The sequence below is a fragment of the Glycomyces xiaoerkulensis genome, assembly GCF_002798405.1.
Taxonomy (GTDB): domain Bacteria; phylum Actinomycetota; class Actinomycetes; order Mycobacteriales; family Micromonosporaceae; genus Glycomyces; species Glycomyces xiaoerkulensis.
In genome coordinates this window covers 31,909-49,173 of sequence record NZ_PGGV01000016.1, presented here as the reverse complement: position 1 = coordinate 49,173, position 17,265 = coordinate 31,909, and the positions used below count along the sequence as shown (strand labels likewise).

At 71.7% G+C, this 17,265-nt stretch carries 8 protein-coding genes and 1 pseudogene; 6 read left to right on the top strand and 3 right to left on the bottom strand.

The annotated features are described in order from the left end of the window. Positions 1–42: 42 nt before the first annotated feature. Positions 43–1,887, top strand: a pseudogene (gene glmS, locus CUT39_RS05865) (glutamine--fructose-6-phosphate transaminase (isomerizing)); the annotation flags it as partial. A gap of 644 nt (positions 1,888–2,531) precedes the next feature. Here glmS and CUT39_RS05860 read toward each other — a convergent pair. Beyond that, entirely contained in the window at positions 2,532–2,720 is a 189-nt protein-coding gene (locus tag CUT39_RS05860) for a hypothetical protein (protein WP_100445044.1), read from the bottom strand. 71 nt (positions 2,721–2,791) lie between these two features. Here CUT39_RS05860 and CUT39_RS05855 point away from each other — a divergent pair, with 71 nt between their 5' ends. From CUT39_RS05855 to CUT39_RS05845, 3 genes are all read left to right on the top strand, one after another. After that, positions 2,792–6,592, top strand: coding sequence for a CHAT domain-containing protein (locus tag CUT39_RS05855; RefSeq protein ID WP_100445043.1), 3,801 nt, complete (start codon positions 2,792–2,794; stop codon positions 6,590–6,592). A 105-nt stretch (positions 6,593–6,697) separates the two neighbouring features. After that, on the top strand, positions 6,698–7,069 hold the full coding sequence (locus tag CUT39_RS05850) for a holo-ACP synthase (RefSeq protein ID WP_100445042.1): 372 nt from the start codon (positions 6,698–6,700) through the stop codon (positions 7,067–7,069). Between the two features lie 46 nt (positions 7,070–7,115). Then, entirely contained in the window at positions 7,116–8,555 is a 1,440-nt protein-coding gene (locus CUT39_RS05845) for an NAD(P)H-hydrate dehydratase (RefSeq protein WP_100445041.1), read from the top strand. Between the two features lie 18 nt (positions 8,556–8,573). Here CUT39_RS05845 and CUT39_RS05840 read toward each other — a convergent pair whose 3' ends face one another. Next, positions 8,574–9,056 carry a cysteine dioxygenase gene (locus CUT39_RS05840; protein ID WP_100445040.1) on the bottom strand — a complete coding sequence of 161 codons (483 nt, stop codon included), beginning with the start codon at positions 9,054–9,056 and terminating at the stop codon, positions 8,574–8,576. 280 nt (positions 9,057–9,336) lie between these two features. Between CUT39_RS05840 and CUT39_RS05835 the strand changes: the two genes are divergently transcribed. Continuing rightward, positions 9,337–10,296 carry a C40 family peptidase gene (locus CUT39_RS05835; protein WP_100445039.1) on the top strand — a complete coding sequence of 320 codons (960 nt, stop codon included), beginning with the start codon at positions 9,337–9,339 and terminating at the stop codon, positions 10,294–10,296. A gap of 51 nt (positions 10,297–10,347) precedes the next feature. Here the strand turns inward: CUT39_RS05835 and CUT39_RS05830 are convergent, their stop codons facing one another. Further along, the gene (locus CUT39_RS05830; protein WP_157930502.1) at positions 10,348–12,366 is read right to left on the bottom strand and encodes a SpoIIE family protein phosphatase; all 2,019 of its coding nucleotides are present in this window, start codon (positions 12,364–12,366) and stop codon (positions 10,348–10,350) included. Between the two features lie 384 nt (positions 12,367–12,750). On the opposite strand from CUT39_RS05830, the gene CUT39_RS05825 reads away from it, so the two are divergent. After that, on the top strand, positions 12,751–17,187 hold the full coding sequence (locus CUT39_RS05825) for a HAMP domain-containing protein (RefSeq protein ID WP_100445037.1): 4,437 nt from the start codon (positions 12,751–12,753) through the stop codon (positions 17,185–17,187). The last annotated feature ends 78 nt before the right edge of the window (positions 17,188–17,265 follow it).

Genomic DNA, 17,265 nt, shown 5'->3' with positions numbered 1-17,265 from the left:
CCGCGCACGGGATGTGATCGAAACTGGGGTAGGGTTCTGGCCATGTGTGGAATCGTGGGATACGTAGGCCAGCGCACCTCCGTCGACGTCGTGCTCGACGGGCTGCGCCGCCTGGAATACCGGGGATACGACTCGGCGGGCGTCGCCCTGGCCGCGGGGGGCGAACTCCACCTCGCCAAGAAGGCCGGCAAGCTCGCCAACCTCGAAGGGGTTCTGGAGGGCGCCGGCCTGCCCGAAGCCCGCTCCGGCATCGGGCACACCCGCTGGGCCACCCACGGCGTCCCGTCCGACCGGAACGCCCACCCGCACCGGTCGGCCGACGGGAGGGTCGCGCTGATCCACAACGGCATCATCGAGAACTTCGGGCAGTTGCGCGCCGAGCTGGAGGCCGAGGGAACCGAGTTCGCCTCCGAGACCGACACCGAGGTCGCCGCCCAGTTGCTCGGCCGCGAGTACGGCGCGGACGGGGACCTCACCGAGGCCATGATGCGGGTGTGCGCCCGCCTCGAAGGGGCGTTCACACTGCTCGCGGTCGCCGCCGACGACCCCGGTACCGTCGTCGGCGCGCGCCGCAACTCCCCGCTGGTGGTCGGCATCGGCGACCGCGAGCACTTCCTGGCCTCCGACGTGGCCGCCTTCATCGCCTACACCACCGAGGCGATCGAGCTCGGCCAGGACCAGATCGTCACCATCACCGGCGACGGGGTCGCGATCCGCGGCTTCGACGGGTCGGCCTCCGAAGGCCGCCGCTACCACGTCGACTGGGACATCAGCGCCGCCGAGAAGGGCGGCTACGACACCTTCATGCGCAAGGAGATCAACGAGCAGCCGCAGGCGGTGGCCGACACCCTCCGCGGCCGGATCGACGAGTCCGGGCAGATCGTCCTCGACGAGATGCGCATGTCCGATCAGGACTTCCGAGACGTCGACAAGGTCTTCATCATCGCCTGCGGCACCTCCTACCACGCCGGACTGGTCACCAAGTACGCCATCGAGCACTGGACCCGCATCCCGTGCGAAGTGGAGCTGTCCAGCGAGTTCCGCTACCGCGACCCGGTCCTCGACCGCTCGACGCTCGTGGTCGCCGTCTCGCAGTCGGGCGAGACGATGGACACGCTCATGGCGGTGCGGCACGCCAAGGACCAGAAGGCCCGGGTGCTGTCCATCTCGAACACCGTCGGCTCGACGATCCCGCGCGAATCGGACGCGGTGCTGTACACCCGCGCCGGCATCGAGGTCGCCGTCGCCTCCACGAAGGCCTTCCTGACCCAGCTCGCCGCCTGCTACCTGGTGGGCCTCCACCTGGCGCAGATTCGCGGCATCAAGTACGCCGACGAGGTCGGCGCCGTGCTGAACGAACTGGTCGCCACCCCCGGCAAGATCGGCGAACTGCTGGAGCACATGGAGCCGGTGCGCAAGCTCGCGCGCGAGTCGGCCGACTTCGACCGCGTGCTGTTCATCGGCCGCCACGTCGGCTACCCGGTCGCCCTCGAAGGCGCCCTCAAACTCAAGGAACTGGCCTACATCCACGCCGAGGGCTTCGCCGCCGGCGAGCTCAAGCACGGCCCGATCTCCCTGATCGACGACGGCACCCCGGTGATCGCGATCGTGCCCAGCCCCAGGGGCCGCTCGCTGCTGCACGACAAGATCATTTCGAACATCCAGGAGGTCAAGGCCCGCGGCGCCAAGGTCATAGCCGTCTGCGAGGACGGCGACGACATCACCGCCGTGCACGCCGACCTCGTCGTCGAGACCCCGCCGCTGCCGACCCTGCTGGCCCCGCTGCTGACCGCGGTCCCGCTGCAGGAGTTCGCCGCCGAGCTGGCCACGACCCTGGGACGCGACATCGACCAGCCGCGGAACCTGGCGAAGTCGGTGACCGTGGAGTTAGGTCTGCGGTTCGGCCGCGGCGATCATCACCAGGACCGCCCCCACGACGACCACTCCGACCGCCGCCATCGTGTGCACGCGGGCCCGCCGCAGCGCCGCCCGGACCTGCCAGGCGTGCGCGAACTCCAGGAGCTGCCGCTGCAGCGAACGGGCGAGTCCGGCGTTCGCCCGCGCGTCGGCCAGCGCCAGCTCCAGTGCCCTCCGCCGGTCGGCGTCCCGCTCGGCGGCCACCCCCGAGGCCAGTTTGACGGCGACCTCATCGTGGAACCGCCGCTGCTCGACCAGGTCCTCCACCGAGGACCCGAACGGCCCGTAGAACGAGTCGGGGGACCGGGCCAGTAGCGCCCGCAGCCGAGCCAACTCCGGTGCCTCGATCCCGGACAGGGTCGTCACCGGCGGCGTCAGCGCCTCGGCGGTGTGCCAGACGGCCCACGCCACCCCGCCGACGCCGAGAACGAGCCCGGCCGAGGCGGTCGCGATGTCGGCCGCGCTGTGCAGCCGGCCCAAGGTGGTCAACGGGATCGCGGCGAGCAGCGCGGCCCCGACCGCCCCGAGCGCCGCGATCGTCCACTTCGCGGTCGACCGCATGTCGGGGATCGCGTCCAGCGGCGAGGGAACCCGCTCGGGGGCGTCGGAGGCGCTCATTCGGCCGCGCCACCGTCCGTCCCCGGCTTCGGGGACCGCATCCGAAGCACCGATCCGGGATCGGAGTCCGGCAGCCGCCGGTACGGCTCCCAGTTCTTCCCGTCGTAGACCAGTACCTGTCCTTTGTCGCCGATCCGGAAGTCGCCGGGCCGGGGGCCGTCCGCATCGTCGTCATCGGTGTCCATCGGCTCAGCGTACCGCCGGTGGCGGCTCCTTCGTAGAATCGAGGCCCCGCCGCACCCCGGAGGACCCGCCTATGCAGATCGCCGACCTGATCGACGGCCTCGCCGGCAGGGTCCGGGCGTTCCTCGCCGGCGACGTCGGAGCCGTACTGGACGGGGAGGCGCTGGCCGAAGGCGAGCGCCTGGCGGGCTCGGGGGTCACCGACCCGGACCAGGCGTGGCTCAGCGCCAGGGCACTGGCCTGGCTCTTCTGGTGCCGCTACCAGGCGCTGCCCGAAGGGGAGGGGGAAGTGGACCTGGTCAGGTCGCTGCCGCTGTTCGAGATCGTCGCCGAGGTCGACCGCGGCCAGGTTCCCGCACCGGTCCAGGCGCTGCTCGAGAAGGACTACGCGCACCCGAGGGTGCGCGCCATGCACGCGGGCTCGCTGCTGCGCCGCCATACGGCCACCGGCGAAGCGAAGGCCCTCGACCAAGCGATCGCGAACTACGCCGCCGCGATATCCGGCACCCCGGCAGACGACCCCGAGCGCCTCGGCGACCTGTCGAACCTCGGGGCCGCCTGGCACCTCCGGTTCAAACGCACCGGCGACGGCGCCGACCTCGACCGGGCGATCGGTGCCTGGAGATCCGCCCTGGCCGCCGCCCCGGACCGGCACCACCACCGCCCGGTGTACCTTTCGAACCTCGGCGACGCCCTCGTCGACCGATTCGCCGTCGCCGGAGACGTCGGCGCCCTGGACGAAGCGGTCGACCTCGGCACCCGAGCGGTCGAAGCGACCCCCGGGGGCCACCCCGACCGCGCCCTGTTCCGGTCCAAGCTCGCGCACGCCCTCAAATGCCGGTTCACCCGCACTGGCGACGGCGCCGACCTCGAGATCGCTCTCGACCTCCTCGGCGAAGCGGTCGCGACGGCCCCGGCCGGGCACCCGCAGGGCGCCACGATCCTCGCCAACTTCGCCGGCGCCCTGGGCGTCCGGTACCGGCGCCACGGTGACCCCGAGGACCTGGACCGGGCCATCGGGCTGCTGCGCGATCTCCTCGAAACGGACCCCGACGACGCCGCGACTCTCTCCGAGGTCGGCCGCGACCTGGGGCTCCGATACTCCCGCACCGGGGACCGCGACGACATCGAGGAGTCGGCCGCGTGCTGCCGCCGCGCGGTCGCGGCGACCCCGGCGACCGACCCGAGCCGGCCGATCCGCCTGCTCAACCACGGCACCGTACTCTGGTTCCGCTTCAAGCACCTCGGCGACCGAGCGGCCCTCGACCAAGCGCTCGCGTCGGTGCAGGAGGCGGTGGACTCGACCTCCTCGTCGCATCCCACCTACCCGCTGCTGCTTTCGAACCTCGGGAACCTGCTCCGCTCCCGCTTCGAGAGCGGCGGCCCGCGAAGCGACATCGAGCGGGCCGTCGAACTCGGCCGCCGGGCGGTCGAGGCCGCCGGACCCGGCGACCCCGAACTCAAGCTGCACCGGGCGAACCTGGCGGCCGCGATGCGGACCCGGACCGAGCACTTCGGCGGCGACGCCGACATCGAGACGGTCATCCGACTCAACCGCGAAGTCCTGGAGCACTCCGGGGCCGACGACCCCGACCACGGAGGCCACCTCTCCGGTCTCGGCGAGGCCCTACTGGCCAGGTACACGCAGCTCGGCGACGGCGCCGACCTCGACGAGGCGGTCGCGACCCTGTACCGCGCCGTCGACGCCACCCCGCCCGAGCACACCGAACGGTCGACTCGCCTGCTGAACCTGGAGGCCGCCCTGTGGACCCGGTTCAACCGCTCCGGGGGCACCACCGATCTCGACCGGGCCGTCGAGACCGGACGCCGGGCGGTCGCCGCCACCGCCCCCGACCACCCGAACCTCTCGCCGCGGCTGGCCTCCCTCACCGCCGCCCTCACGACCCGGGCCGAGCGCGCCGGCGACGACGGCGCCGTCGAAGAGGCCGTCGAAACCGGGCGTCGCGCGGCGCGAACCGAATCGCTCGACCCCTCCGACCACGCGATCTGCCTGTTGAACCTCGCCGGAGCCCTCCAAGAGCGGTTCAAGCGGCACCGCGACGAGCGCGATCTCGAAGAGGCCACCACGCTGTTCCGGCGGGCCGTCGACGACATTCCGGACGGGCACCCGAATCAGATCCGGATCCTGGCGGGCCTCGCGGACGCGTTGCGCGCCCGGTTCCGGCTGGACGGCGACCCGGCCCTGCTCGACCTGGTCGTCGACCTGGAGCGCCGTGCCGCCTCGATCGGCACCGCACCCCTCTCGGACCGCATCCGCGCGGCCCAGCGCGGCGCCCGAACCGCCATGTCGCGGGGGCACCGGACCGGGCGCGCCGAAGCCGAAACCGAGGGCGACCGGATCGCGTTGGGGATGCTGCGCAACGCGATCGAGCTGCTCCCACTACTGGTGTGGCCCGGCCTGGACCGCGAGGACCAGCAGCGGCTGCTGGAGGAGACGGCCCGGTCGCTCGGGGCCGACGCGGCCGCCTGCGCCATCGCCGTGGGCGACCCCGCAGGCGCGGTGGAGCTGCTGGAGCAGAGCCGCGGCGTCCTGTGGGGCCGACTGCTGGACCTCCGGACCGGCACCGGCGGCCTCGCCGCCGCCCACCCCGCACTGGCGGACGAGCTCGACCGGTGCCGACGCGAACTCGACCGGACCGCATTCGAGGCACACCGCCGAACGCGACGGAACGACGCGGCGCGCCGGTTCGAAACCCTCCTCGACGAGGTGAGGTCGCTGCCGCCCAGCGAGGACTTCCCGCGCCCTCGGGACTTCCTGCGACCGCCCGCGCTCGACGACCTGCTGCCTCCGGCCGGGACCGGACCGGTCGTCGTCCTCAACGTCAGCGACCGGCGCTGCGACGCGCTCATTGTCGACGCCTCCGGGATCGAGGCGGTGCCGCTGCCGATCACCGCGGCCGAATCGTTCGAACAGGGCAACCGCTACCTCGCGGCGCTCCAGAACCGCACCGGCCCCGATGCGCCCCTTTCAGAGCGGGAGACCGCGCCGGTCCTGGCGTGGGCCTGGGACTCCATCGCGGCCCCGGTGCTCGGGCGCCTCGAGTCGCGGCCGGCGCGGCCGCGGCGGATCTGGTGGTGCCCCACCGGCCCGCTGACCCTGCTGCCGATCCACGCCGCCGGCCACCACACCGAACCCGGCCGAGCGGTGATGGACCACGTCGTGTCCTCCTACACCCCGACCCTCCGCGCTCTGGCCGACGCTCGGGCCCGGACCGCCGCAGAGGACGACGGCAGGCTCCTCATCGTCGCGGTCGCGGACACCCCGAGCGGCGACGGCGGCCCGGCCGAGCACACCGAACTGCCCGGCGCCGGAGCCGAGCGGCGCCTCCTCGAAGACGCCCTGGGCCGCGACCGCTGCACCGTCCTCCAGGACGGCGAGGCCACCCGTGAGGCCGTCGTCTCCGGGCTCGGCGCGCACCGGGCCGCCCACATCGCCTGCCACGGCACCCAGGACCTGCGCCGGCCCTCGCGCGGCGGCCTGGTGCCCCACGACTGGCGGACCGCCGGCCTGGTCGGGATCGGCGACCTGACTCGACCCGGAACCGGCGGCGAGTTCGCGTTCCTGTCGGCCTGCCAGACCGCGACCGGCGGCGTGACCAACCTCGACGAAGCGGTCAGCGTCACCGCGGCCATGCACTACGCCGGATGGCGGCACGTGATCGGAACGCTGTGGAGCGTCTACGACGGCGCGGCGACCGTCGTCGCCGCGCACCTCTACAGCCGCATCCTCGAGGAAGGACGGCTCGACCCGGCCGACAGCGCCCGCGCCCTCCACGTCGCGGTCCGCGTGCTGCGCGACCAGCACCCGGACCGCACCGCCTACTGGGCCCGATTCATCCACACCGGACCATGACTCGGCGCCGGGGCGGCGAACTCGGCGATGATCGCCCCGACCACCCTCCAGGGTGAACCGCCCCGAAAAGGGGCACCTCATCCGATCCCGTGGCACTCTTGACTGGTGATCGTCGCGGTGGGCATAGACGTAGTGGCAGTGGATCGCTTCGAGCGCGTCCTGGAACGGACCCCGACAGTGGCCGACAAGCTCTTCACCGAGGCCGAACGCACCTCGCCCGACGGTCGGGAGCGCCACACCGAGTCGCTCGCCGCCCGCTTCGCAGCCAAGGAGGCCGTCGCCAAGGCGCTCGGCGCGCCCGGCGGCATGCACTGGAGCGACTGCGAGGTGCTCTCCGAAGCCGACGGCCGCCCCGCGCTGGCCGTCACCGGAACGGTGGCGGAGGCCGCCGCCGAGCGTGGCGTCTGGCGTTGGCACGTTTCACTGTCGCATGATGGCGGTATCGCAACAGCGGTAGTGGTCGCCGAGGCGCGGTAACCGCGCCCGACGAGGCGGCCGGGATTCGACTGCGAAGGGCGGAGCCATGGACGGTGCCTGGTCGGCCGCGGCGGTGCGCCGCGCCGAATCCGAACTCATGCCGAAGCTCCCGCCCGGCACGCTCATGCAACGCGCCGCCGCCGGCCTCGCCGCCGCGGCCGCGCGGCTGCTCACCGAGCGCGGCGGCGTCTACGGCGCCACCGTCGTCGTCCTGGCCGGACCCGGCGACAACGGCGGCGACGCGCTCTACGCCGGTGCCAGACTGGCCCGGCGCGGCGCCCGCGTCCACGGGGTCCCGGTCATGGGCTCGCGCATCCACCCGCCCGGCGCCGCCGCGCTCACCCGCGCCGGCGGCCGCGTGACCGCCGACCCGCCCGACCGCTGCGATCTGCTCCTGGACGGCGTCCTCGGCATCGGCGGGCGCCCCGGCCTGCCCGACCGGGCCGTCGAACTGCTGGGGCGCATCAGGGCCGGCGCGACCGTGGCCGTCGACGTGCCCTCGGGCGTGGAGGTCGACACCGGCGCCGTCCCGGGCCAAGCGGTCGACGCCGACCTCACCGTGACCTTCGGGTGCCGCAAGCCCTGCCACCACCTCGGTTCGGGCGCGCTCCGCACCGGCCGGCTCGAATTCGTCGACATCGGACTCGGGCCGTACCTGGATCCGCAGCCGGTCGTGGCCGTGGCCGACGCCGCCGACGTCGCCGCATGGTGGCACGAGCCCGGCCCGGAGGACGACAAGTACACCCGCGGCGTCGTCGGCGTCGCCGCCGGATCGGACCGCTACCCCGGCGCGGCCGTCCTCGCCGCCACCGGCGCCCTCGCCGGACCGGCCGGGTACGTCCGATACGCCGGTTCCGCCGCCGACCACGTGCGCCGAGTGCACCCCGAAGTGGTGTGCACCGGGTCGGTCGAGGCGGCCGGGCGCACCCAGGCTTGGCTGGCCGGGCCCGGTATCGGCACCGGCGAGCGCGCCCTCGACGAACTGCGGACCGTCCTCGGCCGGTCGGTCCCGGCCGTGCTCGACGCCGACGCCCTCACCCTCGTCGCCGAGTACCCCTCGCTCCTGGCCGGGCGCGAGGCGCCGGTGATCCTGACCCCCCACGACCGCGAATACGAGCGGCTGTACGGCTCGCCGCCGAGCGAGGACCGCGCGGGCGCGGCGGCGGCGCTGGCGAAGCGCCTGAACTGCACCGTGCTCCTGAAGGGACACCACACGGTGATCGCGGGCGGCGACGGCGCCGTCTACGCCAATCCGACCGGCAGGCCGGCGCTGGCCACGGCCGGCTCGGGGGACGTGCTGTCCGGCTTCATCACCTCGCTCCTGGCATCCGGAATGGACGTCGCGCGAGCGGCGGTCGCCGCCGCCTACGTCCACGGTGAAGCGGCCGGGCTCGCCGCCCGGGGGCGGCGCACGGTCAGCGCCACCGACGTCGGCGCGGCGCTGCCGAGCGCCGTCGGCGCGGTGCTGTCGGAGGCGTGCCCGTAGCCGCGGACCCGGTCGGCGCTACCAGTCCTCTCCGGCCCGCTTGATCGCTGCGGGGGACAGGCCCGTCTCGTCGAACAGATAGGTCCGCATCGCGTCCAGGCTCGGCGAATACACGTGCAGGCTCACCGCCGGCTCGCCGGAGTCGTTCCGCATCGCGTGGACGGTCCGGTCGTCGACGGTCGAGACCCCGCCCCGTTCCAGCCCGGTGCGGCGCAGGCCCGGGAACGCGCCCGGCACCACCGTGTACTCGGTGAGCCGCCCCGACACCACCGACACCGCGGCGGCCGCGGGCCTGGCGAGCCCGCCGTGGTCGTGCATCTCGGTTCCCTGGCCGGGCAGCCACGCCAGCAGCCACGCCTCGTGGTCGGGACCGGACAGGACTCGCCTGGCCCAGCGGCCGGTCTTGGTGAATCGCGGACGCAGCGTCAGGTTCTCGGCGTAAAAGGCGGCCAGCGCCCACAGGCGGTCGGCGCCGAGGACGGAGAGTGTGACATCAGTCATGAATCGCAGGACTTTCGATGTGTCGGAACAAGGGCGCGAGAAGGGAGCCCGGCGGGCTCAGCAGGAGCGACAACACCGGTCAGCGCGACACATCGAGTAATGCATACGGTCATCCTACCCGCATCCGCCGCCGGCCGACAGCTCGGGCACACCTTCCGTGGAACCGGCGTTACGCTGCGAATTTGTCACGCCCCGGCCCTTTCCCCCGGCCCGCGGGGCGCGTTAGGCTCATCATCGGTCCGTCCCCTCAGACTCGACACTCCGAAGGAGCGCCCTCGTCGTGAACCCGCCGTCCTTCCGACGCAAATGGACCGCCGGTGTCGTCGTCGGCGGTCTGCTCGCCTCAGCGATCGCCTCCTCCCCGGTATGGGCCCAGCAGGACCCCGAGGACATCAACGACGAGATCGAGAGCACCAGCGAAGACCTCAACGCCACGATCGAGGAGTACAACGGCCTCGCCACGGAGATCGCCGACAACAAGGAGATGATCGAGGAGGTCGAGACCGACCTCGCCGACAGCGAGGAGCAGCTCGCCGACCTGCGCGAGCGGCTGGCGGACTTCATCACCGAGACCTACGTGGACCAAGGCGTCGGCGACGCCGCCCTCATCCTCGAATCGGGCTCCCCCCAGGCCTTCGTAGAGCGGATGGACCGCCTCAACTCGGCCAATATGTACGACTTCGACCTGATGGAGGAGCTCCGGACCGTCGCCGAGGACTACACCGCGCAACTGGAGCTCCTCGAAGACCTCCAGGCCGACCTCGAAGCCGACCAGGCCGAGCTCGAGGAGAAGAAGACCGAGATCGAGACCCGCATGGAGGACCTCGAAGAGGAGTGGCGCACCGCCGCCGGCGAAGAGGTCCTCGACTACGACCTGCCCCGCATGAGCAACGACGCGTGGGCCGTGGTCGACTTCGCGCTCGACCAGGTCGGCAAGAACTACGTCTGGGGCACCTCCGGCCCCGACACCTACGACTGCTCCGGCCTCGTCCTCCGCGCCTACGCGCAGATCGGGATCTCCCTGCCGCACAACGCCGCAGCCCAGTACAGCCAGACCGCCAAGATCACCCGCGACGAACTCCAGCCGGGCGACCTGGTGTTCTACAACAGCCTCGGCCACATGGGCATGTACATCGGCAACGGCCTGGTCGTCCACGCCCCGAACTCCAACACGGTGGTGAAGGTCGTGAGCGTCGACCACGGCAACGTCTACTACGGCGCCACGACGATCCTGTACTGAGCCGCACCGGACCCCCACCCGAGGCGGGGCGGGTAGGGCCCGCCGCCCCCGTCAGTGCCCGTCGCAGCGGACGACGAGGATCGCGATGTCGTCGCGCGGCGCATCCGGCGAGAACGTCTGAACCGCCTCCAGCAGCGTGGTCGCGATCGTACGCGCTGGCTTGCCCGCCACGTCCCGCACCGCCCGCACGACCCGCTCGTGGCCGAACATGACCGACGCGTCCCGCCGCTCGGTCACCCCGTCGGTGAAGAACACCAGCGCATCCCCCACCTCGAGCCGCACCTGCTCCGGCTCGACCTTGATGTTCGGGAACAGCCCGACCGCAGTGCCCTCGCGGCCCACCCATTCGGCGGAACCGTCGCCGCGCAGCAGCAGGGGCCGGTCGTGGCCCGACAGGCACAGCGTCGCCTCCAGGCCCGGCCCGCGCCGCTCCAGCAGCGCCGAGGCGATCGTGGCGTACCGGTAGTCCCCCGGTTGCTCCAGCAGCGTCGAGTTCAGCAGCTCCAGCGCCCGCGGCATCGGCCGGCCGTCGCGGGCCATCACCCGCAGCACGTCCCGCACCACACCGGTCACGGCCGCCGCCTGGGCGCCCTTGCCGCAGACGTCCCCGATGGCGACCCACATCCGATCGCTCGGCAGCGTCGTCGCGTCGTAGAAGTCCCCGCCCACCAGCGTCCCGAACGCCTCGGCCGGTAGGTACTCGGCGGCGAAGCTCACGCCCTCGATCTCCGGCAGGCTGCCCGGCATGAGCGCCGCCTGGAGTTCGTGGGCCACCGCGGCCCGGTCGGCGTGGATGCGGGCGTTGTCCAGCGCCAGCGCCGAACGTTTGGCCAGATCGGCGATGACCGCGCGCTCCTCGGTCGAATGCTGCCGCTCGCCCGGGCGCCCCACCGAGAGGACCCCGATCGTGGCCCCGCGCGCCGACAGGGGCACGGCGATGCCGTCGACTCCGCGCGGCATCGGCAGCTCCATGCCCGTCCACCCGTCGGAGGCCAGTGACGTCTCGAGGGTGGCGCTGGCGGCCATCAGGCGGGCCCGCCAGGGCTCGATGTCGCGTTCTTCGGCGTGGGAGATCGCGGCCAGCTCCAGGACCCCGGAGTCGCGGCGCAGATGCACCGCCGCCCAGCGGCCCAGTTGCGGCACCACCAACTGCGGGATGAGCGCGACGGTGAGGTGCTCGTCGAGGGAGTGGGCGAGCAGCTCCCCGGCCTCGGCCAGGTAGGTCAGCCAGCCCGAGCGACGCTGCTCCTCCGAGCGCATGCGGTCGATCTGGAGCGCCAGGGCGACGCGCTCGGCGGTGAGTTGGGCGAGCGGGTGCCATCCGGGACCGGGCTTCCCGGCCAGCACCAGCCGCCCGGTGGCGGGCGAGGTGACCGGCAGGGGGACGGTCACCGCGGGCTCGCCGGTGTCGCCGAACCCCGCGAGCACGGCCTCGCCGGTGCCGTCGCCGGGGTCGAATTCGATGGCGCCGCCGTCGGCGGCGGTCGTGTCGTGCAGTCGGGCCAGGAGTTCGGCGACCAACTGCTCCACCGGAAGGCGCGACTGCAGCGACGGGGCGATCGTCAGCAGGGCCGCCAACTGGTCGAGGTCGGTGACCGTGCCGCCGTCGACCGGGCCCGTCGACGGCTCGGCCTCTGGGGCGGGGCCGGAGCGTGCGGGCCGCGGCGGGGCGTCGGCGTCGCGGTCGATGCGGAACCAGATGGACTTGCCGGTGACGTCGTGGGTGGTGCCCCAGGCGGAGGCGAAGCGGTCGACCAGGAGCAGGCCTCGGCCGCCCTCGGCGGTCACCTCGGGCATGGCCATGTCGGCCGGTTCGAGCCCGCCGGCGCGGTAGTCGGTGACGGTGACGCGGACGCCGATCGAGTCGGCGGCCACGGTGAGGTTGATGTCGGTCCCGGCGTGCACTACGCCGTTGGTGGCCAGCTCGGTGGTCAGCAGCAGGGTTTCGTCCAGCAGCTCGGGCATGCCGCCTTCGGTCAGGACCGTTCGGACCGCGGCGCGGGCGGCGGCGGGGGAGCGGTCGTCGGCGGGCAGGCGCAGCCGACGGGTGGCCCTCTCGGGGTACGTCACGCCGGTAAGTCTATGACGGCGGTGCGGCGGTCCGACGTGCCGCATCGCCGCCGGCGGCCCGCGCGAGGACGGCCGCCCCGCTGGTGGAAAGCCCGGGGCGGCCGTCTTCTCGCTGGTTATTCTTCTGTCGTCTTGCGGCGCCGGGAGATCACTCCCAGTTCTGGGCCACGCGTCGCCACCGCTGCTCATCACACGTCCGGCGTTCGTCTTCGGTTGCACGAATTACACGGGTTGCTTCCGGTTGCGGGAGGTGACGGGCCGTTTCCGCCCTTCTGTTACGGGAGGTGACTGCAATGAGTGCTCTGCGTAACCTGACTTCACGATTCGGGCAGCGGTGTGACAACCTGTTAGGCAAGCCTGATCCCGCAGCTGAGGAAGAACGCCATGACGGACACTGCTTCCACAACAGCCCCCAAGGACCGCCCCGAAGAATCCGACCTGCTGCGCTCCCTCGCCGATGCGCTGGGCGCGGTCGAGCGCGGCGACTTCTCGGTGCGGCTGCCTCGCGGCGAAGGCCTGGCAGGTGAGGTCGTCGACCGGTTCAACGCCGTGGTCGAGCAGGCCGACCGGCAGACGCGCGACCTGGCGCTCATCGCCCGGGTGGTCGGCCAGGAGGGACGCTGGAACCACCGGCTCGACATCGAGCACCTCGACGGCGGTTGGAGCGAGGGCGCCAAGAGCGTGAACCGGCTGGTCGAGGAGCTGGTCCGTCCCACCACCGAGATCGGCCGCGTCCTCGAGGCGGTCGCCGCTGGCGACCTCACCCAGGAGGCGGCGCTCGAGTTCGAGGGCAAGCAACTGCGCGGCGAGTTCAGGCGCCTGGGCGAAACGGTGAACCAGATGGTGGGGCTGCTGCGCAGCTTCGCCGGCGAGGTCACTCGCGTGTCCAAGGAGGTCGGCACCGACGGCATCCTCGGCGGGCAGGCGGACGTCCAGGGCGTCTCCGGCACCTGGCGGTCCCTGACCGACGCGGTCAACACCATGGCGTCGAACCTGACCGACCAGGTCCGAACCATCTCGACGGTGACGCAGGCGATCGCCGCCGGCGACCTGAACCAGAAGATCACCGTCAAGGCCTCCGGCGAGGTCGCCGAGCTGGCCGACACCATCAACTCCCTCACCGAGACCCTCCAGGTCTTCGCCGCGGAGGTCACGCGGGTGGCGCGCGAGGTGGGCACCGAGGGCCGCCTCGGCGGCCAGGCGGAGGTGCCGGGCGTGTCGGGCACGTGGAAGGACCTGACCGAGAACGTCAACTCGATGGCCTCGAGCCTCACCGACCAGGTCCGCAACATCGCCGAGGTCACCACCGCCGTCGCCCGCGGCGACCTGACCAAGAAGATCTCGGTGCCCGCCCAGGGCGAGATCCTGGAGCTCAAGACCACGGTCAACACCATGGTCGACCAGTTGTCGAACTTCGCCGCGGAGGTCACGCGCGTGGCGCGCGAGGTGGGCACCGAGGGCCGCCTCGGCGGCCAGGCGCAGGTGTTCGGCGTCTCCGGCACCTGGCGCGACCTGACCGAGAACGTGAACCAGTTGGCGACGAACCTGACCGACCAGGTCCGCAACATCGCGAAGGTCACCAGCGCGGTGGCGTCCGGTGACCTGAACCAGAAGATCACCGTCCGGGCCTCCGGCGAGGTCGCCGACGTGAAGAACACGGTCAACACCATGGTCGACCAGCTCTCCAGCTTCGCCGACGAGGTCACGCGCGTGGCCCGCGAGGTCGGCAGCCAGGGCATGCTGGGCGGCCAGGCGGAGGTGCCGGGCGTTTCGGGCACGTGGAAGGACCTGACCGAGAACGTCAACTCGATGGCCTCCAGCCTCACCAGCCAGGTGCGGAACATCTCCTCGGTGGCCTCGGCGGTCGCCAAGGGCGACCTGTCCCGGCAGATCACGGTCGACGCCCAGGGCGAGATGCTCGAGCTCAAGTCCACGCTGAATTCGATGGTGCACCAGTTGTCCCAGTTCGCCGATGAGGTCACGCGCGTGGCCCGCGAGGTCGGCACCGACGGCAAGCTCGGCGGCCAGGCGAACGTCCAGGGCGTCTCGGGCATCTGGGAGGCGCTCACCGACAACGTGAACTCCATGGCCTCCAACCTCACCGCGCAGGTGCGGAACATCTCCTCGGTGGCGACCGCCGTCGCCCGCGGGGATCTGTCCCGGCAGATCACGGTCGACGCCCAGGGCGAGATCCTGGAGCTCAAGTCGACGATGAACTCGATGGTCGAGCAGCTCTCGCAGTTCTCCTACGAGGTCACGCGCGTGGCCCGCGAAGTCGGCACCGAGGGCCGCCTCGGCGGCCAGGCGAGCGTTCCCGGCGTGTCGGGCACCTGGAAGGACCTGACCGACAACGTCAACTCGATGGCCTCGAACCTGACCAGCCAGGTCCGCAACATCGCCGAGGTCACCACCGCCGTCGCCCGCGGCGACCTGACCCGGCAGATCACCGTCGACGCCCAGGGCGAGATCCTGGAGCTCAAGAACACCGTCAACGCGATGGTCGACCAGTTGTCGAACTTCGCCGGGGAGGTCACGCGCGTGGCCCGCGAGGTCGGCGTCGAGGGCAACCTCGGCGGCCAGGCCGAGGTCGCCGGCGTCTCCGGGACCTGGCTGGCCCTGACCCGCAACGTGAACTCCCTGGCCGCGACGCTGACGCTGCAACTGCGGGCGATCGCGAACGTCGCCCACGCGGTCGCCCGCGGGGACCTCACCCAGTCGGTCGACTTCGAGGCCGCCGGCGAGATCGCCGACCTGACCGAGTCGATCAACCAGATGATCACCGCGCTGCGCGAGAAGACCCGGCAGAACACCGACGCCGACTGGCTCAACTCGAACCTGGCGCGCATCTCCTCGCTGCTGCAGGGGCGGCGCAACGTCGAGGAGGTGACCCGCATGGTCCTCGACGAGGTCACGCCGCTGATCGACGCCCAGACCTCGACGTTCTACGTCCGCCACGAGGACGTGTCGGGGCACGTCACCTACCGGCTCAACGCCGTCTACGGCCACCCGAGTCCGGGCGAGAAGATCGTCATCGAACAGAACGAGGGCATGGTCGGGCAGGCCGCCGCGAGCAAGCGGACCATCCACCTTCACGACATCCCCGACGGCTACCTGGAGATCTCCTCCGGGCTCGGCCAGGCCACCCCGACCGACCTGATCATCCTGCCGGTCCAGTTCGGCGACAAGGTCCGCGGCGTGGTCGAGTTCGCCTCGTTCAACAACTACTCGGGGCTGCACAAGAGGTTCCTCGACTCCCTGGCCCCGAACGTGGGCGTCACGCTCGCGACCATCGAGGGCAACGCCCGCACCGAGGTGCTGCTGCGCGAGTCGCAGCGGATGGCCCAGGAGCTGCGCGCCCAGTCGGACCGGCTCAAGGAGACCAACGCCGAGCTCGAGGAGAAGGCCACGCTGCTGTCGGCCCAGAACAAGGCGATCGAGGTGAAGAACCTCGAAGTCGAGGCCGCCAGGCAGGACATCGAGGAGAAGGCCGAGCAGCTCGCCCAGGTCTCGAAGTACAAGTCGGAATTCCTCGCCAACGTCTCGCACGAGCTGCGCACGCCGCTGAACTCGCTGCTGCTGCTGGCCAGGCTGCTGAGCGAGAACTCCGACTCCAACCTCTCCGACCGGCAGATCGAGTTCGCCCACACCATCTACAACGCCGGCACCGACCTGCTCACCCTGATCGACGACATCCTCGACCTGTCGAAGATCGAGGCCGGGCGCATGGACATCGCCGTCCACACCATCGAGCTGCCCGAGGTCCTCGGCGACATCGACGCCACCTTCCGGCCCCTGGCCGACGAGAAGGAGCTCGACTTCGCCATCGCGGTGGGGCCCGGGGTGCCGCAGGTGCTCAAGACCGACGGCCAGAAGTTCCAGCAGGTCCTGCGGAACCTCCTGTCGAACGCGGTCAAGTTCACCCGCTCCGGCTCGGTGAGCCTGACCGTCAGCAAGGTCCCCTCGGACATCCGGTTCGACGTCCAGCGGCTCAACGAGGCCGGCGAGCGCGTCTCGTTCTCGGTGGTCGACACCGGCATCGGGGTGCCCGAGCACAAGAAGTCCATCATCTTCGAGCCGTTCCAGCAGGCCGACGGCACCACCAGGCGCAACTTCGGCGGCACCGGCCTGGGCCTGTCGATCTCCAAGTCGCTGTCGCAGATGCTCGGCGGCGACGTGTTCATCGAGCGCACCGACTCCGAAGGGTCGGTGTTCACGTTCGTGATCCCGGCCGAGATCGACTACGACGAGGAGCTCCAGCCGCAGCGATCGGAACTGCCGCCCCCGGCCGAGGAGCAGGGCGGTCCGACGATCCTCACCGGCGCCCCCGAGACGCCCTCGTCCTCGGCGGCGGCGCAGCGGCTCGACGGCACCACGGTCCTCATCGTCGACGACGACATCCGCAACGTCTTCGCGCTGACCGCCGCCCTGGAGCTCCACGGCATCGACGTCCACTACGCCGAGAACGGGGCCGACGGCATCGACGCCCTGCAGAACCACCCGGACATCGACATCGTCCTGATGGACTCGATGATGCCGGGCATGGACGGCAACGAGACCACCCGCGTGATCCGCCGCATGCCGCAGTTCGCCGAGCTGCCGATCGTCTTTCTCACCGCCCAGGCCCTGGCCGAGCAGCGCGAGAAGTCCGTCGGCGCGGGCGCCAGCGCCTACCTGACCAAGCCGGTCGACCTCGATAGGCTCCTCGACACCATGTCGCAGTGGATCGGGCGGCGGTCCGGCGCCGGCGGATCCGACCCCGGCGGGCCGGACGAGGGCGGCGCGGAAGACAATGGCTCCCCGACCGATGGAGAGGCTTCCTGATGCTCATGTCCAGAGGCGCGCAGCGCCATCACCTGACGGACGGTCTTCGACTCTTGGCGGTCCCGCGGCCGGGGGAGG

Bases quoted from the DNA above. Each gene is read 5' to 3' on its own strand.
- CUT39_RS05855 (WP_100445043.1), top strand. From the start codon at position 2,792: ATGCAGATCGCCGACCTGATCGACGGCCTCGCCGGCAGGGTCCGGGCG.
- CUT39_RS05840 (WP_100445040.1), bottom strand. From the start codon at position 9,056: ATGACTGATGTCACACTCTCCGTCCTCGGCGCCGACCGCCTGTGGGCG.
- CUT39_RS05860 (WP_100445044.1), bottom strand. From the start codon at position 2,720: ATGGACACCGATGACGACGATGCGGACGGCCCCCGGCCCGGCGACTTC.
- CUT39_RS05845 (WP_100445041.1), top strand. From the start codon at position 7,116: ATGGACGGTGCCTGGTCGGCCGCGGCGGTGCGCCGCGCCGAATCCGAA.
- CUT39_RS05825 (WP_100445037.1), top strand. From the start codon at position 12,751: ATGACGGACACTGCTTCCACAACAGCCCCCAAGGACCGCCCCGAAGAA.